Below are 18,870 nucleotides of genomic sequence, written 5' to 3'. Positions count from 1 at the left end.
GCTACTGCGCCGGCACCCAGGCCCCCAATTGCAGTTCCTGCCAATCAGGATCGATGCCCGCTTGCGCGAGGAACGGCCTTACAGCTTGTGCTGCAGGAATTCGAGGAAGCAGCTGATGCGCTGCGCCAGCTGCGTATTGCGGTAATACACGGCGTGGATCTGCTGGCGGTAGCCCGTGTAGAACGGCTGCAGCACCTTCACCAGACGGCCAGCCGCGATGTCGTCCTTCGTCATGAAGTCGGACAGGCAGACGATGCCCTGGTCATGCAGCGCCAGCTGGCGCAAGGTTTCGCCGCTGGAAGCGGCCAGCGCAGGCACGATCTGCAGGCTGTTGCCGGCATCGTGGCGCAGCGGCCAGTGATTGCCCGGTTCATATTGCGCAAAACCCAGCAGGGCATGACCGGACAGCGCTTCCGGCGTGTTCGGTACGCCGTGGCGCGCCAGGTAGGCGGGTGTGGCCAGCACGTGCAGGGGGCTGGCACTCAGCGGGCGCGCGTGCAGGGTCGAGTCGACCAGGGCGCCGATGCGGATGGCGATATCGGTGCGGTGTTCGATCAGGTCGGCGATCTGGTCGTTGCTGGTCAGCTCCAGGCGGATGTCCGGGTACAAGGCGCGAAACTCCGCCACGTGGGGCACCACGCAATGCAGCATGAAGGGCGAGGCGGCATCCACGGACAAACGCCCGGCCGGCTTCTGGCGGCGGATGCGGATCGACTCCTCCACGTCTTCCATCGAGGCGAGGATGGCGCGCGCCTTGTCCAGGAACAGCTGCCCCTCTTCCGTCAGCTCCATGCGCCGCGTGGTGCGCGTCAGCAGTGAGGTGGCCAGCTTGTCTTCCAGGCGCGACAGGGCGCGGCTGACGCCCGAGGTGGTTTGTCCCAGGTGCACGGCAGCCGCGCTCAGGGTGCCGCTGTCGATGACGGTGACGAAGATTTTCAGGTCGTCCGAATTGATATCCATTGCTGCCTTATTATTGCCCGCGTTTCACATATCGCGCCATTATAATGGAATCACGGCAACAGTGATGGCCGCAGGCAACGTCAGGTAACGTAGAACAAAATGGCGATAAAATGACAGCTACTGCCGGCCAGCACGAACAGATGCCAGATACCGTGGCCATGACGCAGCTTGTGGTCGGTGGCGTAAAAGACGATGCCGCCCGTATAGCACAGCCCGCCTGCCACCAGCCACAGGAAACCGTTCCACTCGAGCGCCGCCAGCAGCGGCTTGATGCCGATGACGATGAGCCAGCCCATGGCCACGTAAATCACCAGCGACAGGATGCGCGCGCCCTTCGCATACACATATTCCTGCACGATGCCAAACAGGGCCAGGCCCCAGACGACACCGAACAGCGACCAGCCCCACGGCCCGCGCAGGGTCACCAGCATGAAGGGCGTGTAAGTCCCCGCGATGAGCAGGTAGATGGCGCAGTGGTCGAGCCGCTGCAGCACGGCCTTGGCCTTGCCGCGCACGCTGTGGTACAGGGTGGAAGTGAGGTACAGGGTCAGCAGCATGGCCGCATACACGCTGCAGCTGACGATTTTCCAGGGGTCGCCCGTGCGGGCCGCCGCGACGATCAGGATGACGCCGCCGATGGCCGCCAGCGCGGCGCCCACCGTATGGGAAATGCTGTTGAACCGTTCACCGTGATACATGCTTAAGCCGAGCGTATCGAGACGCAGCAAAAATCCGGGGTCAGACCCGTCGGGACTCGGCGTCCCCGTCTGACCCCAGCCTTCCGCTGCGAGCGGTCAATCAAGCTTCTTCCGCCTTCTTGCGCACGGGACGGCGCGCCGGCGTCTTGCGTGGCGCCTTGGCCGGCTTGTCTTCGGCCACGACAGCCACTTCCACCGGCGCCGCTGCAACGACAGGCGCCGCTTCCACCGCGACATCGACCGCCTTCTTGGCCGGCTTCTTCGCCGCTGCCGCCTTGCGGGCCGGCGTGCGCGGCTTGGCCTTAGTCTTCGCTTCGGCGACGGCTTCCACAGCCACTTCGGCTACAGGTTCAGGCACTGGCATGGCTTCCACCGGCGCCACCTCGACGACTTCGGCGCGCGCTTCGCGGGCGCCATCGCCATTCTTGCGGCCACCACGGCCATTGCGGCGCGAACCGCGCTTGGCGTTGCCCTCTTCGGCCACCGCATCCACCGCTTCGGCTACCTCGTGCTGCACTTCCGGCCGCGGCACCGGCGCATACTGCTCGACGACGACTGCTTCGGCGTCGGCCACCGGCACGAAGGCCTGTGGCGCTTCGCCGCGACGTTGTTCGTTCTGCTTGCGCCCGCCACGGCCATTGCGGCGCGAATCGCGGCGGCTGCCGCCTTCGCGGCTGTTGCCCTCTTCCGCCGTCACGCCAGTCTCGCCACTGGCGATTGTCTCGCTGGCGGCGTCCGCGTTCACTGGGGCAGGTACAGCCACCAGGCCGCTGCTGCGGTAGACATAGGCGCCCGATTTCTCGTCGCGGCCAAATTCCAGCAAGCCGCGCGTCTGCGCCTCTTCCAGCAGGTTGCCGAAGGTGCGGAAACCGTAATACGATTCGCTGAAGTCCGGCTTGCGGCGCTTGATCGCTTCTTTCAGCATCGAGGCCCAGATCTTGCCGCTGTCGCCGCGCTCCGAGACCAGCGCGTCGAAGGTTTCGACGGCCATTTCGATCGCTTCCGTCTTGCGCAACTCGTATTTTTCCTTGCGGCGCACTTCTTCGTCGGGCGAACGCTTGGCGGCCGCAGCCGGGCTTTCGCGCGCGTCGCGCTTGGCGGCCGTGCGGCGGCTCTCGCGCACCAGGTCGTCGTAGAAAATGAATTCGTCGCAGTTCGCCACCAGCAGGTCGGAGGTCGACTGCTTGACGCCCACGCCGATCACCTGCTTGGCGTTTTCGCGCAGCTTCGACACCAGCGGCGAAAAATCGGAATCGCCGCTGATGATGACGAAGGTGTTCACGTGGGCCTTGGTGTAGCACAAGTCCAGGGCATCGACCACCAGGCGGATATCGGCCGAATTCTTGCCGGACTGGCGCACGTGGGGAATTTCGATCAGCTCGAAGTTCGCCTCATGCATGGTGCCCTTGAAACTTTTATAACGGTCCCAGTCGCAATATGCCTTCTTGACAACGATGCTGCCCTTGAGCAACAAGCGTTCGAGGATGGGTTTGATATCGAATTTTTCGTAATTTGCATCTCGCACGCCGAGCGCGACGTTCTCGAAGTCGCAAAACACGGCCATGCTGAGGTTTTCTGGGGATGACGCCATAAGGGTGAATTCTCGCTGGATGATAAGGGCGGACGGGAAGCGCAACGCCTCCCTTTTCGCCTAGTATATTCGCCCATCCCCCGTTTCGGCGACAACTATCGTGCGCGGCAGCCTATTGCGCGCCGCCGGCGGCGCTCGCACTGGCGCCGGCACCCGGCCAAACAACGCTTTCATCGACCGGATGCAACTGGAACAAGGCAAACCAGGTAAAAAATCGCAGACTCCGTAGATGACTTCCCTGCCAGTCCAGACAGTAAATATCACAGAACGGTATTAAAAACTGCGTAACGCACATATTTTTGTGGCCACCAGCTGCAGGAAAAATTATTGCCTTACGCCACCACATTTTTCCCACTGACAGGAGTAAACTAGGTGCATTCTGAAGGAGTTGTCATGTCCATATCCGCCCTCACCACCGGTACCTCGGGGCTGACCGCCAACCAGCGCGCGCTGGATGTGGCCGCCAACAATATCGCGAATGCGAATACGCCAGGCTTCCAGCCGCAATCGGCCAACTTCCAGGAGGCCAGCCCGGCCGGCGCGGGCGTCACGCTCTCCGTCGAAGGGCGCAAACTGGCCGCCAGCGAAAGCGTCAGCGGCGCCAATGCAAATGCGGCCAAGGCGGCTGAAAGCCGGCCGAACGGCGTGGGCCTGGCGTCCGAACTGACGGACAACCTGGTCTACAAGGCCGGTTTCAACCTGTCGGCGAATGTCGTCAAGGCAGCCGACCAGGCCTTGGGCAGCCTGATCGACATCAAGACTTGAAGTTCTGAGACTATCTACATCATAGCCAGCGCCAGCGGCGCCATGGCAGGCTGAATCAGCGCCAGCAGCCGCTCGGCGGGAATGCCGTCGCGCGCCTGCACCGACAGGCCATGCAGCAAGGCCGCATAATAATCGCCCAGCGCCTGCACGTCGGCTTCCCCTGTCAACTCTCCCGCCAGCTGCGCCGCGCGCAAGCGCTCGATGACGGCTTGCGTGCGCGCGCGGCGATGTTGCGCCAGCCAGTCGGCGATGCCGGCGTTTTCCGCACTCGTATTCGTGGCGGCCGTCACCACCATGCAGCCTTGCGGCTGGCCGCTGCGCGTGTACAGCAGCACGGCTTCTTCCAGCATGCGCGCCACCGCCTCGCGCACATTCAGCCTGGCGGCCAGCGCATGCACGGCGAACGCGCCCTCGCCCGACTCGTACAACTCCACGGCTTCGCGGAACAGCTGTTCCTTCGAGCCGAACGCCGCATAAATGCGCGCCGAGGCAATGCCCAGCGCCGCCACCAGGTCGGCCATCGACACACCCTCGTAGCCGCGCGTCCAGAATGCGTCGCGCGCTTTTGCCAGCGCCATCGCGCGGTCGAATTCCCTCGGTCTTCCTGCCATTTTTGTCCTCTGCTTGCAAACTGGCGGCCAGTATAACGCCTGGCGCCGGCAGCGCGTTTGCACTTTATTTTGCAGTTACGCCTTGACCGCGCAATAAATTTCGCCTATTCTTTGTCGATCGACAAACAATAGGAGCCGATATGAAAACCATCCAAGGACCCAGCCTGCACCTGGCACAATTCGCCGCCGACACGGCGCCCTTCAATACCCTGCCCGCCATCGCCGAGTGGGCGGCCGGCATGGGCTTCAAGGCCCTGCAGATTCCCGCCTGGGATGCGCGCCTGTTCGACGTGGCGCAGGCCGCCCACAGCCAGGCATATTGCGACGACCTCGTCGCCATGCTGGCCGGCCATGGCCTGGTCATCAGCGAACTGACGACGCACATCCTCGGCCAGCTGGTGGCAGTGCACCCGGCCTACGACGCGCTATGCGACAGCTTCGCGCCAGCCCACCTGCACGGCCAGCCGGCGGCGCGCACCGAGTGGGCCATCGAGCAGGTCAAGCTGGCGGCCATGGCCTCGAAACGCCTGGGACTGACCGACATGGGCACGTTTTCCGGCTCGTTCGCCTGGCCATATCTGTTCCCGTTCCCGCAGCGCCCGCCCGGCCTGATCGAGGCAGCCTTCGACGAACTGGCGCGCCGCTGGCTGCCCATCCTCGACGTGTGCGAGGAACAGGGCATCAACCTGTGCTACGAAATCCACCCCAGCGAAGACCTGCATGACGGCATCAGCTTCGAGATGTTTTATGAACGCGTGGGCCGCCATCCGCGCTGCAAGATGCTGTTCGACCCCAGCCACTTCGTGCTGCAGCAGCTGAACTACCTGGAATTCATCGATATCTACAAGGAGCACATCCGCATGTTCCATGTGAAGGATGCGGAGTTCAATCCGACGGGACGGCAAGGCATCTATGGCGGTTACCAGTCGTGGGAAAACCGCGCCGGGCGTTTCCGTTCGCTGGGCGATGGCCAGGTCGATTTCAAGGCGATCTTTTCGAAGATGGCGCAGAACGACTACGCGGGCTGGGCCACGCTGGAATGGGAATGCTGTCTGAAGGACCAGGAGGTAGGTGCGCGCGAAGGCGTGGCCTTCATCAATGCCCACATCATTCCCGTGACCGGAAAAATTTTCGACGACTTCGCCGGCGCCCCCGTCAGCGCGCAACAGATCAATACCCTGCTGGGCATCGAGCACAACTAAACAAGGAAACCCCATGAACGATTTTACCCACGAATTTACACATGATTACGTCCGCATCGACGGCCAGCGCCTGCATTGCGTCATTGCCGGCGAAGGCAAACCCGTGCTCCTGATTCCCGGCTGGCCGCAGACCTGGTATGCCTGGCGCCACGTGATGGCAGCCCTGGCCGCCAATGGCTACCAGGCCATCGCCATCGACCCGCCAGGCAGCGGTCACTCCAGCCGCCCGGCCGGTGGCTACGACACGGGCGCCATCGCCGCCACCCTGCACAAGGCCATGCTGGCCCTCGGCCACATGCAGTACGATGTCGCCGGTCACGACATCGGCATGTGGGTCGGCTATGCGCTGGCCAGCGATTTCCCGCAGGCGGTGACGAAACTGGCGCTGACGGAAGCCGTCATTCCCGGCCTGGCACCGGCGCCGCCCATTTTTGTCGCGCCGTCCGACAACATCTTCCTGTGGCACTTCATGTTCAACCAGGTGCTCGATTTGCCGGAAATGCTCACGGCGGGCAAGGAGCGCGAATACATCCGCTTCATTTTCGACCGCTGGTCGTACCGCCGCGACAAGGTGGCCGTCGATGTGTATGCGGATGCCTACGCCACGCCGGGCGCCCTGCGCGCGGGCTTTGCCTACTACCGCGCCATTCCCGAAACCATCCGGCAAAACCTGGAACGGGCAAAACACAGCCTGCCGATGCCCGTGCTGGCCATCGGCGCCGACCACGCGACGAATGACGCGCCCCTGCTGACCATGCAGGGCAAGGCCGACATTTTACAAGGCGCCATCGTCGCCGAATGCGGGCACTTCATCATGGAAGAACAGCCGGAAGCGTTCATTGCCCACCTGCTGCCCTTCCTGGCGGGAGAGCCGGCATGAGTCTGGACCCGCAAGTAGCGGCTTTCCTGGCACAGGCAAACGATGCGCCGCCGCCCGCCTCGCTGGCAGACCTGCGCGCCGCCACGGAAACGGGGCTGCGCCAGCTGCACGGGCCATTGGAAGACGTCGCCTCGATCAAGGATTACGTGCTGCCGGGCGAACATGCGCTCACCGTGCGCGCCTATGTGCCGGCTGGCGCGGACACGGGCAAGCCTCTGCCCGCCATCGTCTTCGCGCATGGCGGCGGCTGGTGTCTGTGTTCGTTGGACCTGTACGACAATCCGTGCCGCGCGCTGGCCAACGCCACCGGCTGCGTGATTTTTTCCGTCGACTACCGGCTGGCGCCAGAGCACAAGTTCCCCGTGCCGCTGGACGACTTTTACGCTGCGCTGTGCTGGGTCGCCCAGCATGGGGCGGCGCTGGGCATCGACGTGAAGCGCCTGGCCGTGGGCGGCGACAGTGCGGGCGGCAACCTGGCCGCGGCAGCGGCACTGATGGCGCGCGACCAGGCCGGCCCCGCGCTGGCGCACCAGCTGCTGCTGTACCCGGCGCTCGATTTTGCCTTCGACACGCCATCCTACCAGCGCTATGCGGATGGCCATTCGCTGACGCGCGAAGCCATGCGCTTTTGCTGGTCGGCGTACCTGAACGAGCCGGCCGACGGCACGCAGCCCTACGCGGCGCCCCTGCGGGCAGCGTCGCTCAAGGACTTGCCGCCGGCGACCGTGCTGGTATGCGAATTCGATCCGCTGCATGACGAAGGCGCGGCGTATGCGCGGCGTTTGCGCGATGACGGCGTGGCGGCGCAATGCGTGCAGCTCGACGGCATGATCCATGCATCGATGCACATGCTGGGCCTGACGCCAGCGGCGCGCGGCCTGTTCGACGTGGCGGGCCAGGCCATGCGGCAAGCGCTGGCCGGATAAAACAAGGGGCCGCAAGGCCCCTTGTTTTATCCGGCGCACACCGCTTAGTGTGGCTTGATCAATGCAGCTTGACCTGCGGCGTGCTGCGCTTGATCAGGAAACGGCCCATGGCCATGACGGCCGTGCGCACGCTGCCCAGCACGGCGTTGTGGTGCATCAGATGCAGGCTGACATACATCATGCGGGCCACGAAGCCTTCGACAAACCAGCTCAGGCCCTTCAGCGAACCCATCAGGGTGCCGACCGAGGTGGTGCGGCCGAACGACACCAGCGAACCATAGTCCAGGTATGCATACGGTTTCGTTTGCGGCGGCTTGCCCTTGGCTTGCAGCAGGAAGGTTTTCAGCAGGTAATCGGCTTGCTGGTGGGCAGCCTGGGCGCGCGGCGGCACCAGCTTGCCATCCGGCCCCATGCATGCGGCGCAGTCGCCGAGTGCGAAAATATTCGCATGGCCCTGCACATTGAGCATGCCCGTCACTTCCAGCTGGCCGGCGCGATTGGTCGGCAAGCCCAACGTCGACAGGAATTCCGGCGCGCGAATGCCGGCGGCCCAGACGCAGATGTCGGCCGCATAACTGGTGCCGCTGGCCACCGTCACCTTGTCGGCTTCGATCGTGGTGACGCGCGTATCGGTCACCACGCTGATGCCATGCTTGTGCAGCAGTTTCGAGGCGGCGATGGAGACGCGCTCGGGCAGCGGCGCCAGAATGCGCGGCGCCCCTTCGAGCAGGCTGATGCGCACATCCTTGATGGCGTTGAGATTCTGGAAACCGTACGCGGCATACACACCGCTCGCTTCGCGCAATTCGGCCGCCAGCTCCACGCCCGTGGCGCCGCCGCCGATGATGACGATGTCGACACCGGGATGGCCCGCATCGCCCTGGCGCTGCTCGGCCATGGCCAGCAGTTTCAACAGGGTCAAACGGAAACGTTCGGCGTCTTCCGTCGCATTCAGGGAAATCGTGTTTTCCTTGGCGCCGGGCACGCCGAAGTAATTCGAGGTGCTGCCCACGGCCAGCACCAGCTGGTCATAATGGATTTGCCGTTGCGGCAGCAATTGCTCATCCTTGTCGGTAGCGATGGCGCCCACGGTGAGACTGTTCGACGCCGCGTCGAGCGCGATCAAGGGGCCATAGACATAGGTAAAACCATTGTCATGCGCCAGCATCTGGTATGACAGACCCTCTTGATGAATGTCCAGGGTGCCGGCCGCCACTTCATGCAGCGACGGCTTCCAGATATGGTACAGGCGGCTGTCGACCAGGGTCACCTGGCCGGCGCCGAGCTTGCGGCTAAGTTTGCAGGCCAGCTCCAGGCCGCCTGCGCCGCCGCCTACGATAACGATTTTACTATGCAAAGATCCTCCTGATTGTTAATCCCTGTGCCCGTTGCCATTGCCATTGCCATTGCCATTGCCATGGCCTTTGCCCGGCTTGTTGTCATGCTTGTCACGCTTGCCTTCATGTTTGTCGCGCTTGTCATCATGCTTGTCGAAGTGCTTGTCATGCTTGTCGTCATGACGGCCGCGGTCGCCGTAATCGGGACGGCCATGGTCGCCATGCTGCTGGCGATAGCGGGGCACATATTGGTTGTTATACCAACTATCTTGGACGAAATAGACCTCTTGGTTACAGGCATTATACTTGCGGCAGTGCTTGGACCAGTGTTTCGCATGGCCGGGCGGCACGCGCAGGTAGATGGGGCGGGCCGAATAGTATTGCGGGCGCTGCACGATGACGGGCTGGGCGTAGATCAATTGCGGCGCGGGATAGTCGCCTATGTCGATGCGTCCGTAAAAGCCGGGCTGGCCGACAGTGACGGAGACGCCGACCTGGGCAACAGCGGCGGTGGCGGCCGACAGCAAGACGGCGGCAAGAATCAGGGTTTTCATGGGGACACTCCTTTTATCAGTTATGTCTTGATTGTAGACCTTGTGCGCCGGCTGGTTTGTTCGCAAGGACACATAAGGAGCGCCGTGGCAAACTCACCACAGCATGCCCAAAGGCACGACCAGGCCGCTGAACAGTGACCAATCCGGCGACGACGCCGTCAAGCCGCGCGCCATGCCGATATCGATGGCCAGCCGTGGCGTGGGACTGTAAGTGGCCGCCAGCAGCAACTGCGCCGTGGCCGGCGCACCGCGCAAACGCGTGCCCGACACTTCCGCCGTGGCACCCCAGCGGATGCTGACGGGCGTGGAAAAGGAGGCCGCCCAGCCCGTTTGTACCCTGCCCGTGCCAGGGTCGGAAGCCCCCAGGCGCGTGGCGTTCAGGTTGGCGTCCATGTGCACGGCGCCCAGGTCGCGGCTGAAAATGCCGTTCAGCGTGACATCGCTCTTGCCGCTGCCGATGGCGTCCTTGGCCGTCGGCAACTTCCAACCCAGTTCCAGGCCCAGCGCCGTGGCGCTGTCGAGCACGAAAGCGCGCTTGAGCACAACCGTCGTGTCGCCCACGCCCGTTTCGCGCCGGCCCGTCTCATCGCGCGCGCGCACAAAACCCTCGCCTTCGAGCAGCACGCCCCATTCGGGCGTGAACGCGAGTTTGAAGGTGTAGGGCAGGCTGGCGCGGCGCGTGTCATCCGTTTTCGACAGCAGGCCGCCAGCCTCGAACTCCAGCTGGCCCGGCACGGGCAGCTGGGCGGGACTGGCCACGGAAGGCCGGTAAGGCAGGACGGCATCGCCCTCCTGCGCCTGCGCCAATGGCGCCAAGGACAGCCATAGCAGGGAGAAACTCAACGACGGCAAGCAAGGAGCAGACATGGAAGACCCGGAAGTGGCACACGCGCAATAGCGACAGCCTACCACCAAGCCCATGCGTCCGTGTTGCGCCGTCAAGCCAAGCGCCGCACGCCCTGCCTGGCCGTGGGCACCGGCCGGTGCAGTGGCGTGACGTTGCTGGCCGGCGCCACGGCGATGCGCTCGGCCTGGGCATGCAGGCGGAATACGCCCACCAGTTCCGTCAAGGTCTGCGCCTGGTCTTGCAGCGCTTCGGCGGCAGCGGCCGCCTCCTCCACCAGGGCCGCGTTCTGCTGCGTCACCTGGTCCATTTGCAGCACGGCCTGGTTGACTTGCTCGATGCCGGCGCTCTGCTCGGCGCTGGCGGCCGTGATTTCCTGCATGATGTCGGCCACCTGGCGCACGCTGATGACCACTTCGTCCATGGTCTTGCCCGCGTCATGCACGAGCCTGGAACCGATTTCCACCTGCTCGACGGAGTCGCCGATCAGGGTCTTGATTTCCTTGGCCGCACTGGCAGAGCGCTGCGCCAGGTTGCGCACTTCGGACGCCACGACGGCGAAACCGCGCCCCTCCTCGCCCGCCCTGGCCGCTTCCACGGCCGCGTTCAAGGCCAGGATGTTGGTCTGGAAGGCGATGCCGTCGATGACGCTGATGATGTCGACGATCTTGCGCGAGGAGGCATTGATCGATTCCATCGTCTGCACCACCTGCCCCACCACGGCGCCGCCCTTGCCGGCCACATCGGAAGCGGCGCCGGCCAGCGCATTGGCCTGGCGCGCATTGTCCGCGTTCTGGCGCACGGCCGACGTCAGCTGTTCCATCGATGAAGCGGTCTCTTCCAGCGAACTGGCCTGCTCTTCCGTGCGTGACGACAAATCCAGGTTGCCCTGGGCGATTTCGCCGGAAGCCGTGTTGATGGTGTCCGTGCCCGAACGCACCTGGCTGACGATGCCCACCAGCTTGTCGCGCATGGTTTTCATGGCGAACAGCAAGCTGGCGCTGTCGTGGCTGGCCGTGCGGATATCCACGGTGAGGTCGCCCTCGGAGATGGCGCCGGCGATCTTGACGGCATACGCCGGTTCGCCGCCCAGCTGGCGCGTCAGTCCGCGCGTGATCAGCGCCCCCAGCGCCAGGCCAGCGGCCATGCTGCCCAGCACCAGCGCGATCATGAAGCTGCGGCTGGCCTGGTACACGCCCGACGCCTGCTCGGAAGCTGCCTTGGCGCGCTCTTCTTTCTGCTGCGAGAGTTTATCCAGCACACCGTCGAGTTCGTCGGCATGCAACCGCGTCTTGTTGAGCAGATCGATCAGTTGCGCGCTGCGCTGGGCCAGCGGCTCGGCCGCGGCCAGCGCCAGCGCCTGCTGCATGGTGACAATATAGTCCGCTTCGACGGCGGCAAAACGGGCAAACAGCTCCTTGGCGGCCGGCGTGACGAACAGCGGTTGCGCCTTGGCCAGGTAGCTTTTATTTAACTCGAGGAATTTGGCGATGTCGGCCTGGCGCGTGGCGCGCTCCTCGGCGGTGCTGGCCAGCAAGAAATTGCTACGGGCGCGACCCACCTTGATCAAGGCGATATTGGCTTCCTTGATGTGCGACAAGCCCAGCAACTCACTGTTGTACATCTGCCCCGCCATGGTATCGATCTTGCCCATGTTGAAGATGCCGATGCCGGCCACGATGGCCCCCATCAGCGCGACACAGAAAAATGCCGCCAGCAAGCGCGTTCCCACCTTCATCCGGTTCAACATGATTTCTCCCGTAGACTTGCCTATACTCGATGCAACTGGAGCGTACTGGCTTGAATATAAAGAAAAAACACGGAAAAAAATGCTCGGATTGTCACCAAACAATAATTCCTTGATGTACAACAACATGCAAAACGGCTTGCCATGCTAGCAAGCCGTTCGCCGTCATTCCGGTGATGCCGGAAATTAATGCCCGCTGTGGCCGGCAGGCTTGCGCACCGTCATTTCCACGCCGCCCTTGGCCGGCAACTTGCCCGTGCCTTGGCCGCGCACCGGTTCCGGCAGGGTTCCCGTCCATTCATAGGCCACGCTGCCGGCCGGGTGCTTGTACCAGCCCGGGTCGCGGTAGTCTCCCGGTTTCTGCTCCTTGCGCACCTTCACCGTGGTAAACATACCGCCCATGCCGATGGCGCCGAACGGGCCGTCGCCCGCCATCATCGGCAAGGTGTTGTCGGGGATCGGCATCTGCATCTCGCCCATGTCGGCCATGCCCCGTTCACCCATCACCATGTAGCCGGGCACGAGCTGGTTGATCTTCGCGGCCACGCCCTGGTGGTCGACGCCGATCATGGTCGGCACGTCATGCCCCATGGCATTCATCGTGTGGTGCGACTTGTGGCAATGGAAAGCCCAGTCGCCCAGGTCGGTGGCGGTGAACTCGACGGCGCGCATCTGGCCCACGGCCACGTCCGTGGTGACCTCGGGCCAGCGCGATTCGGGCCGGGTCCAGCCGCCATCCGTGCCCGTCACCTCGAATTCATGGCCATGCATGTGGATCGGGTGGTTGGTCATGGTCAGATTGCCCACGCGCACGCGCACCTTGTCGCCCTGGCGCACCACCATGGGGTCGATGCCGGGGAAGACGCGGCTGTTGAAGGTGAACAGATTGAAATCCGTCATGGTCATGATCTTCGGCGTGTAGCTGCCGGGATCAATGTCGTAGTTGCTCAGCAAAAAGACGAAATCGCGGTCCACCTTCATGAAATTCGGGTCTTTCGGATGCGTCACCCAGAAACCCATCATGCCCATGGCCATCTGCGTCATTTCATCGGCATGCGGGTGATACATGAAGGTGCCGGGGCGCTTGGCAACGAATTCATACACGAAGGTCTTGCCGGGAGGAATACCCGGCTGGGTCAGGCCCGTGACGCCATCCATGCCATTGGGCAAGCGCTGTCCATGCCAGTGCACGCTGGTGTGTTCCGGCAATTTGTTGGTGACGAAAATGCGCACACGGTCGCCTTCCACCACTTCGATGGTGGGACCGGGCGACTGGCCGTTGTAGCCCCACAGGTTGGCTTGCATGCCGGGCGCCAGTTCGCGCACGACGGGTTCGGCCACCAGGTGGAATTCCTTGACGTTGTTGTTCATGCGCCAAGGCAAGGACCAGCCATTCAGGGTGACGACGGGGTTGAATGGCCGCCCGTTCGGCGGCGGTGGCGGCGCTTTTGTTTCCGCGCCGGCCATGCTGACGGCTTCCGGCAACGATGCCGCACCCACGCGGCTGACGGCCGCGGCGCTCAAGGCGACAGCGCCCGCATTCATGAAAAAGTTTCTACGTGTAATCATCATTATTCCTTGTCGGCAGGGCCGCTGCCATTGATGGCCGATTGCAATGCCGTTTGGGCGATCCAGAAATCGCGCTGGGTGTCGATGGCGCTGTTGACGCTGGCGACCTGCTCGCGCGCATCAGCCAGCAGTTCGAATACGCTGGCCAGCATGCCGTTGTAGCGCAGTAAAACTTCATGCGAGATGGTCTTGCGCAACGGCACGACTTCATCGCGATAGTGGCGCGCCAGGTCATACGCCGTGCGGTAGCTGGAATACGCCTCGCGCACTTCGGAGCGGGCCCGCACCGCCGTGCCCGCCGTGCGCTGCAGCGACTGCTCGTACAAGGCTTGCGCCTTGGCATTGCGCGCCGAGCCCCAGTCGAACAGGGGCAACTCCAGGGACACCTCATAGCCGTTCTCGCGCGGCGCCTCGCTGCTGCTCTTGTTGGTATAGCCCACGTCGAGCACATTGATGAAGCCCGTCACCTTAGACAGGCCCAGCGCGTCGGCCGTGGCATGCGCGTCGAGTTTGCTCATCTGCACGTCGAGGCGCTGCTCCATCGCCTGCGCCTCGATATTGTCGGCGTCCACCGCCTGGGCCGGCAAGTCGGGCAGGCGCGACGGTAAAGTGAAAGCCGTCTGCTTGCCCCACAGGCCCAGCAAGCGCGTCAGGTGCTCGCGCGTGGCGGTGGCCTGGTGGCGTGCGCGCGCCAGGTCGCCGACGGCGTCCGCATAAAACACTTGCTGGCGCGCCTGGTCGAGGCGGCTCCAGTTGCCCACCTGCTGCAAGCGCGTGGCCAGTTCGGCGCCCGCCTCGGCCGACAGCAGCGCCCGCTGCATGAAAGCTTCCGTCTGCACGGCGGCCACGGCGTTGAAGTAGGCACGGCGCGTATCGGACGCCAGCTGCACTGCACTGATGGCGGCCTGCAGCTTGGCCTGCTCGAAACGGCCCTTCTCGATGTTGACGCGCAGAGGCATGGTCAGCAGGCCGGCCAGGTCGAAACTGACGCCGCGGTCGATTTCATTGCCGTGGCTGCCATGCGAGCGGCCGAACGACAGGCCCGGATTGCGCAAGCGTCCCGCCTGCACCAGGTCCGCCTCGGACGCGCCCAGTTCGGCCAGCGCCACTTTCAAGCCGTGGTTGTTCATCAGGGCGATGCGCACGGCGCTGTCGGCGTCCAGGGGCTGGGCCAGCAGGGTAGCCAATTTTTCCTCGCCGCCCTTGTCCGCCAGCGCTGCGGGGGCGCCCGTGCGGACGTCGGCCAGCGTGGACACCGTCTGCATGCCGCCATCCGGGCTGAAGCTGGCGCAGCCGCCCAGCAGCAAGACGGCCGCCAGCGCCAGCGGCGTCAGGCAAGTTGATTTTGTGAAACTGGCCATGTCAGTGTCCTTCATGCTGATGTTGCGGGGTGGGCTGGGCGGGCGGTTTGGCAGTGGGCATGGGCGTGGCATGCTGCATCGGCATGGCGTGGCCCTTCATCTGATGGCCTTCCATCTTGTGGCCATCCATCTTCATCATGCCCATGTGGCCGCCGGCCTTGCCGACTTTCTCGTTGAGGGGGCGCCAGGCCTGGTCGGGCGTGGCGTCGTCTTCGGCGGCGGGACGGTAGCCGGCGAAGGCGGAGCGGTAGGTGGTGGCCGGCACGGGAGCTTGCGCCTCTTGCGGGGCGGATGGGGCAGGCGTCGATGCGGCCGGGCTGGCGGCACTGGCGGCCAGCGGCAGCGCCGCCAGCGCGAGGCTGAACAGGTATTTCATGGTATTCCTTGATTGACAGGGTAGGGCGCGGCGGGCGCGCAGGTGGAACGTCGGAGTGCGGCAAGCACGGCCGCGACGGACGTGCAGTAGCCGCACCGCCAGGTTCAACGGGCGGTCAGGCGGAGCGCGTGCTTCTCGGGGGACGTTCGGGACCAAGCGGGATATGCCCGGCAAACAGGGAATCGGGCGCCAGCGCCGGTGGCGGCGCGCGCAGGGTCAAGGCTTGCAAGGCGGGCATGCCGGGCGGCGCCGTGGCGCCCACGGTACACGCGCCATGGTTGCTGCAATCGTGGCCATGGTGCGTGGCGCCACCATCGTCCATGGCCATTTTCATCGGCTGGTCCGCCATCTGCATGTCGGCCATGTCATGGCACTGGGGCGCCTGCATTGCCTCGACGGCGACCGTGACAGCAACCGCAAGCTCGTCCACGCAGCAGCTGCGCATGGCCGACGCAAAGCCCTGCAAGGGCAGCGTGACGGCCAGCAGCCAGAGCAGCGAGCGGGCAAGAAAGCGGAAAAAGGCACGGTTCATGGCATGGACTATAAACCTTCCCACACGAGGAAGGTCAAGTCCCTATTTGCCTTCGTTGCCATGCGTCAGCCAGATGACGTACACGCCGTAGTAGCCCTGCCCTTCGAACAGGACCTGGCCATCGGCAAACGACACTTGCTGCACGCCATTGATGGTGAAATAGGCGCGGCCATCGGCCGCCTCAACATCGCCCCAGTGGCGCGCACGCGGTGGCCGGTAGCCGCTGGCGCGCCCGATGGCGGCCAGCAAGTCGCCGATCATGAAGTCCAGCAGCATCCCGGCCAACAGCGGCCGGTGGCCCGCCAGCATGGCCGTGATGTCCGGGTAGCCCGCGTCCTTGAGTTCGGGCAAGTCGCTTTCCTCGTACTGCAGGTCGTCTTCGCGGCAAGTCAGCAGGAAACTGTTGAAGGGTGCGTCGAGCAGGCCCGCCAGCGCCGTTTCCGGCACGCTCAGGCGGAACGGGTGCAGCGGCAGCGCGCAACGCTGGCCATAGTTGAGTTCGCGGCAGCCGAGGAAGGCCAGCGGGTGCAGCTGGCCATCGACCTGGCACTGCACGGCGCGCACGCCAGGCAATAGTGCGTCCGGCATCAGCTGCCATCCAGACCAGTCGTTTCCACCATGATTGTTGTCCCTGTTCAAATTGTTTCATCAGTGATATCCATCTTCCGGCCGGACTTTGCCACGAAACACATAATATGACCACACTGTATACATCAGGATCACGGGAATGATGAACAGCGCCCCCACCAGGGTAAAGCCCTGGCTTTGCAGCGGCGACGACGCCTCCCATATCGAGACCGATGGCGGGATGATATACGGCCACACGCTGATGCCCAGGCCGGTATAGCCGAGGAGGAAGAGCACCAAGGCGCACAGGAACGGCGCCCCTGCCGCCCCTGCCGCAGGGACCGCAGCAGCAACCAGCCCGCGCTCAGTACCAGCAGCGGCACGGGCAGGAAGCACACAGGTTGTGGTAGCGCAAACCAGCGCGCGGCGATGGCTGGATCGATCAGCGGCGTCCACAGGCTGATGAGGCAATCACGCCCGGCAGCAGCCAGGTTCCATTCCCATCCCAGACGGGCGCGGCCGTATTCATCATCACGTCGCACTCGCTCTTCTCCTGAAAAAACGGATGCAGGCTGCCGATGCCCTTGCCGAAGACGGCAAAATAAATGACGATGAACAGCGTCAGGGTGATCCAACATAACAGACTCAGAATCGGGAGAAAACCTAGGATCAGTTTGACGTTTGCCGAATGACAAGGTCAAACCGGTCCGGCGGAAAAACGTCTCAGGCGGGCTCGGCCAGGCCCACGCGATTGCGTCCATTTTCCTTGGCCACGTACAGGGCCGCATCGGCGGCCAGCAGCACGGCGTCCGTGCTGCGCTTACCGTGCGACGACGAGACCACGCCCAGCGAGACCGTGATGGTGCCCGCGCCGGGAATCACGGCGGCGGCCACCTTGGCGCGCAAGCGTTCGGCTACCTGCATGGCCACGTCGAGGTCGGCGTCGGGCAGCAGCATGATGAATTCATCGCCGCCATTGCGGCACAGCACGTCGGCATCGCGCGAACAGGCGCGCATCAGCTGCGCCAGGCACCGGATGACGTCGTCGCCCACGGCATGGCCCCAGCGGTCGTTGACTTGCTTGAAATGGTCGATATCGATGGCGATGACGGAAAAGGGCCGCGCCTGCGCCTGCCAATCGTCCAGCGCCGCCGCCATGCCGCGCCGGTTCGACAAGCCCGTCAGCGGGTCCGTCTGCACGTCGGTCTTCAGCTTGCCGATCTTGTTCTGCAGCAGCGCCAGGCCCTTCAACAGGGCTTTCTTGATCTGCGCCGCTTCCACATACCACGAGCGGATGGCGGCGATGTGTTCTGCCGTGCCGGGCGCATCCATGCGCCGCGCGCCCTCGGCCAGCTGCACCAGGGGCCGTGAAATCAGGCTGGCCAGCCACCAGATGAATGGCAGGCTCAGCAAGGCGATCGGCAGCGAATACCATACCGTATTGACCATCAGCTGGTTCAGCGGGGCCAGCGTCATGGCCGTCGGACGCTGCGCCACGATGCCCCAGCCCGTCGACGGCATGACGGCGTAGCCGGCCAGCATGTCCACGCCCAGGCTGTTGTGCATGCGCCGGTTGCCGCCGCCCTGCTGCGCGATGATGGCATCAATCACTTCATTACGGCCGGCCAGGTCGCCCAGGCGCGTAGGGTCCGGGTGGTATAGCAGGCGCCGCTTCTGGTCCACCACGTACAGGTAGGAACCGTCGCGGTAGTAATGCTGGCCCAGCATGGTGTGCAGAATGTTTTTCTGTTTCAGGTAGATGCTGCCACCCACATAGCCGAGGTAGCGGCCATCCTTGCCGACGATGGGATGCGAGATGAAGACTACCAGGTTGCCGGCCGAGGACATGTACGGCTGCGTCACCAGCGGGCGCCGCTCGCGCAGCGCCTGCACGGCGCCGGCCGAATCGAGCGTGCGGTGCTTGAGGGTCAGCGTTTCCGGCGACACGCCCAGCACCTTGCCCTGGGCATCGACGATGAGCACGGAATTGAAGCTGTTGGTTTGCAGGCGCAGCCGCTGCGCCTCGTCCGTCAGCCAGGCGTCGTCGCCCATGCGCGCCGGCAGGCTGCCGGCGCTGTAAGCGAGCTGCTGGCGCGCCGACTGCAGGAAATCCTCGGCAGTGCTGGCCAGCTTGCTCGCATACGCGTGGTTCGCTTCCAGGGTGGTATCGATCAGCAACTGGCGCTGCACGCTGTAGCTGGCGTAAAACGTATTGACCAGGGACACCAGGGCGCTGGCAAAGGCTACGAGCACGATCAAACGGCGCAAATTCATGCGCGGAACAGGTTTAGTCCACATGGCGTCGGCAGAAATAGGAAAAGTATTGCGCTAAAGAAAGGGCGCATTATAC

19 protein-coding genes and 1 pseudogene are annotated in these 18,870 nt (G+C 64.0%); 4 read left to right on the top strand and 16 right to left on the bottom strand.

Going from position 1 to position 18,870, the window contains the following annotated elements:
* Positions 1-78 precede the first annotated feature (78 nt).
* The 3 genes from ACQ4WP_RS14175 to ACQ4WP_RS14165 all read right to left on the bottom strand — a co-directional run bounded on the left by ACQ4WP_RS14175 (position 79) and on the right by ACQ4WP_RS14165 (position 3,249).
* Complete coding sequence (locus ACQ4WP_RS14175; protein ID WP_436521581.1) at positions 79-960, bottom strand: LysR substrate-binding domain-containing protein; 882 nt, start codon at positions 958-960, stop codon at positions 79-81.
* A gap of 80 nt (positions 961-1,040) precedes the next feature.
* Positions 1,041-1,658, bottom strand: coding sequence for a PAQR family membrane homeostasis protein TrhA (gene trhA, locus ACQ4WP_RS14170; RefSeq protein WP_436521579.1), 618 nt, complete (start codon positions 1,656-1,658; stop codon positions 1,041-1,043).
* A 100-nt stretch (positions 1,659-1,758) separates the two neighbouring features.
* Positions 1,759-3,249 (bottom strand): NYN domain-containing protein, encoded by a 1,491-nt coding sequence (locus tag ACQ4WP_RS14165; RefSeq protein ID WP_436521577.1) that lies wholly within the window; start codon positions 3,247-3,249, stop codon positions 1,759-1,761.
* A gap of 393 nt (positions 3,250-3,642) precedes the next feature.
* On the opposite strand from ACQ4WP_RS14165, the gene ACQ4WP_RS14160 reads away from it, so the two are divergent.
* Positions 3,643-4,014, top strand: coding sequence for a flagellar basal body protein (locus tag ACQ4WP_RS14160; protein WP_436521575.1), 372 nt, complete (start codon positions 3,643-3,645; stop codon positions 4,012-4,014).
* 14 nt (positions 4,015-4,028) lie between these two features.
* On the opposite strand, the gene ACQ4WP_RS14155 is transcribed toward ACQ4WP_RS14160, so the two are convergent.
* The gene (locus ACQ4WP_RS14155) at positions 4,029-4,625 is read right to left on the bottom strand and encodes a TetR/AcrR family transcriptional regulator (protein WP_436521573.1); all 597 of its coding nucleotides are present in this window, start codon (positions 4,623-4,625) and stop codon (positions 4,029-4,031) included.
* A 140-nt stretch (positions 4,626-4,765) separates the two neighbouring features.
* Between ACQ4WP_RS14155 and ACQ4WP_RS14150 the strand changes: the two genes are divergently transcribed.
* Genes ACQ4WP_RS14150 through lipP1 form a run of 3 tightly spaced genes read left to right on the top strand, consistent with a single transcriptional unit; the run spans position 4,766 to position 7,633 of the window.
* Positions 4,766-5,827, top strand: a complete 1,062-nt coding sequence (locus tag ACQ4WP_RS14150) for a sugar phosphate isomerase/epimerase family protein (RefSeq protein ID WP_436521571.1) — start codon at positions 4,766-4,768, stop codon at positions 5,825-5,827.
* Between the two features lie 13 nt (positions 5,828-5,840).
* Positions 5,841-6,707 (top strand): alpha/beta fold hydrolase, encoded by an 867-nt coding sequence (locus ACQ4WP_RS14145; protein WP_436521569.1) that lies wholly within the window; start codon positions 5,841-5,843, stop codon positions 6,705-6,707.
* On the top strand, positions 6,704-7,633 hold the full coding sequence (gene lipP1, locus ACQ4WP_RS14140; RefSeq protein WP_436521567.1) for a LipP1 family hormone-sensitive lipase: 930 nt from the start codon (positions 6,704-6,706) through the stop codon (positions 7,631-7,633). The genes ACQ4WP_RS14145 and lipP1 overlap by 4 nt, the downstream gene beginning before the upstream one ends.
* 58 nt (positions 7,634-7,691) lie before the next feature.
* Here lipP1 and ACQ4WP_RS14135 read toward each other — a convergent pair whose 3' ends face one another.
* The 12 genes and pseudogenes from ACQ4WP_RS14135 to ACQ4WP_RS14080 form a co-directional block, all read right to left on the bottom strand.
* Positions 7,692-8,990, bottom strand: a complete 1,299-nt coding sequence (locus ACQ4WP_RS14135; RefSeq protein ID WP_436521565.1) for an NAD(P)/FAD-dependent oxidoreductase — start codon at positions 8,988-8,990, stop codon at positions 7,692-7,694.
* 15 nt (positions 8,991-9,005) lie between these two features.
* Entirely contained in the window at positions 9,006-9,524 is a 519-nt protein-coding gene (locus tag ACQ4WP_RS14130; protein WP_436521563.1) for a hypothetical protein, read from the bottom strand.
* Positions 9,525-9,617: 93 nt separating this feature from the next.
* Complete coding sequence (locus ACQ4WP_RS14125; protein ID WP_436521561.1) at positions 9,618-10,391, bottom strand: transporter; 774 nt, start codon at positions 10,389-10,391, stop codon at positions 9,618-9,620.
* Positions 10,392-10,462: 71 nt separating this feature from the next.
* Complete coding sequence (locus ACQ4WP_RS14120) at positions 10,463-12,118, bottom strand: methyl-accepting chemotaxis protein (RefSeq protein ID WP_436521559.1); 1,656 nt, start codon at positions 12,116-12,118, stop codon at positions 10,463-10,465.
* Positions 12,119-12,301: 183 nt separating this feature from the next.
* Positions 12,302-13,684: a multicopper oxidase family protein gene (locus ACQ4WP_RS14115; protein WP_436521557.1), complete on the bottom strand. Its 1,383-nt coding sequence runs from the start codon at positions 13,682-13,684 to the stop codon at positions 12,302-12,304.
* A gap of 2 nt (positions 13,685-13,686) precedes the next feature.
* Positions 13,687-15,045, bottom strand: coding sequence for a TolC family protein (locus tag ACQ4WP_RS14110; RefSeq protein ID WP_436521555.1), 1,359 nt, complete (start codon positions 15,043-15,045; stop codon positions 13,687-13,689).
* Between the two features lies 1 nt (position 15,046).
* Positions 15,047-15,421 carry a hypothetical protein gene (locus ACQ4WP_RS14105; RefSeq protein ID WP_436521553.1) on the bottom strand — a complete coding sequence of 125 codons (375 nt, stop codon included), beginning with the start codon at positions 15,419-15,421 and terminating at the stop codon, positions 15,047-15,049.
* Between the two features lie 115 nt (positions 15,422-15,536).
* Positions 15,537-15,953, bottom strand: coding sequence for a hypothetical protein (locus ACQ4WP_RS14100; protein WP_436521551.1), 417 nt, complete (start codon positions 15,951-15,953; stop codon positions 15,537-15,539).
* A 42-nt stretch (positions 15,954-15,995) separates the two neighbouring features.
* Complete coding sequence (locus ACQ4WP_RS14095) at positions 15,996-16,541, bottom strand: hypothetical protein (RefSeq protein ID WP_436521549.1); 546 nt, start codon at positions 16,539-16,541, stop codon at positions 15,996-15,998.
* 60 nt (positions 16,542-16,601) lie between these two features.
* Positions 16,602-16,987 (bottom strand): annotated as a pseudogene (locus ACQ4WP_RS14090) (cytochrome d ubiquinol oxidase subunit II); the annotation flags it as partial.
* A complete protein-coding gene (locus tag ACQ4WP_RS14085) occupies positions 16,963-17,127 on the bottom strand; it encodes a cytochrome d ubiquinol oxidase subunit II (RefSeq protein ID WP_436521682.1) in 165 nt (54 codons plus the stop codon). The pseudogene ACQ4WP_RS14090 and the gene ACQ4WP_RS14085, both read right to left, overlap by 25 nt.
* Positions 17,128-17,243: 116 nt before the next feature.
* Positions 17,244-18,818: a sensor domain-containing diguanylate cyclase gene (locus ACQ4WP_RS14080; protein ID WP_436521547.1), complete on the bottom strand. Its 1,575-nt coding sequence runs from the start codon at positions 18,816-18,818 to the stop codon at positions 17,244-17,246.
* Positions 18,819-18,870 lie beyond the last annotated feature (52 nt).

Origin of the sequence: Janthinobacterium lyxosi (genome assembly GCF_051380665.1) — a bacterium.
Taxonomy (GTDB): Bacteria; Pseudomonadota; Gammaproteobacteria; order Burkholderiales; family Burkholderiaceae_D; genus Janthinobacterium.
The sequence above is the reverse complement of the archived record's forward strand: the minus strand, read 5'-3'. Positions and strand labels throughout refer to the sequence as shown.

Coding starts and splice junctions, on each gene's coding strand:
- ACQ4WP_RS14145 (WP_436521569.1), top strand. CDS start 5,841: ATGAACGATTTTACCCACGAATTTACACATGATTACGTCCGCATCGAC.
- ACQ4WP_RS14125 (WP_436521561.1), bottom strand. CDS start 10,391: ATGTCTGCTCCTTGCTTGCCGTCGTTGAGTTTCTCCCTGCTATGGCTG.
- ACQ4WP_RS14110 (WP_436521555.1), bottom strand. CDS start 15,045: ATGGCCAGTTTCACAAAATCAACTTGCCTGACGCCGCTGGCGCTGGCG.
- ACQ4WP_RS14120 (WP_436521559.1), bottom strand. CDS start 12,118: ATGTTGAACCGGATGAAGGTGGGAACGCGCTTGCTGGCGGCATTTTTC.
- ACQ4WP_RS14080 (WP_436521547.1), bottom strand. CDS start 18,818: ATGTGGACTAAACCTGTTCCGCGCATGAATTTGCGCCGTTTGATCGTG.
- trhA (WP_436521579.1), bottom strand. CDS start 1,658: ATGTATCACGGTGAACGGTTCAACAGCATTTCCCATACGGTGGGCGCC.
- ACQ4WP_RS14130 (WP_436521563.1), bottom strand. CDS start 9,524: ATGAAAACCCTGATTCTTGCCGCCGTCTTGCTGTCGGCCGCCACCGCC.
- ACQ4WP_RS14105 (WP_436521553.1), bottom strand. CDS start 15,421: ATGAAATACCTGTTCAGCCTCGCGCTGGCGGCGCTGCCGCTGGCCGCC.
- lipP1 (WP_436521567.1), top strand. CDS start 6,704: ATGAGTCTGGACCCGCAAGTAGCGGCTTTCCTGGCACAGGCAAACGAT.
- ACQ4WP_RS14100 (WP_436521551.1), bottom strand. CDS start 15,953: ATGAACCGTGCCTTTTTCCGCTTTCTTGCCCGCTCGCTGCTCTGGCTG.
- ACQ4WP_RS14095 (WP_436521549.1), bottom strand. CDS start 16,541: ATGCCGGACGCACTATTGCCTGGCGTGCGCGCCGTGCAGTGCCAGGTC.
- ACQ4WP_RS14160 (WP_436521575.1), top strand. CDS start 3,643: ATGTCCATATCCGCCCTCACCACCGGTACCTCGGGGCTGACCGCCAAC.
- ACQ4WP_RS14175 (WP_436521581.1), bottom strand. CDS start 960: ATGGATATCAATTCGGACGACCTGAAAATCTTCGTCACCGTCATCGAC.
- ACQ4WP_RS14165 (WP_436521577.1), bottom strand. CDS start 3,249: ATGGCGTCATCCCCAGAAAACCTCAGCATGGCCGTGTTTTGCGACTTC.
- ACQ4WP_RS14115 (WP_436521557.1), bottom strand. CDS start 13,684: ATGATTACACGTAGAAACTTTTTCATGAATGCGGGCGCTGTCGCCTTG.
- ACQ4WP_RS14150 (WP_436521571.1), top strand. CDS start 4,766: ATGAAAACCATCCAAGGACCCAGCCTGCACCTGGCACAATTCGCCGCC.
- ACQ4WP_RS14155 (WP_436521573.1), bottom strand. CDS start 4,625: ATGGCAGGAAGACCGAGGGAATTCGACCGCGCGATGGCGCTGGCAAAA.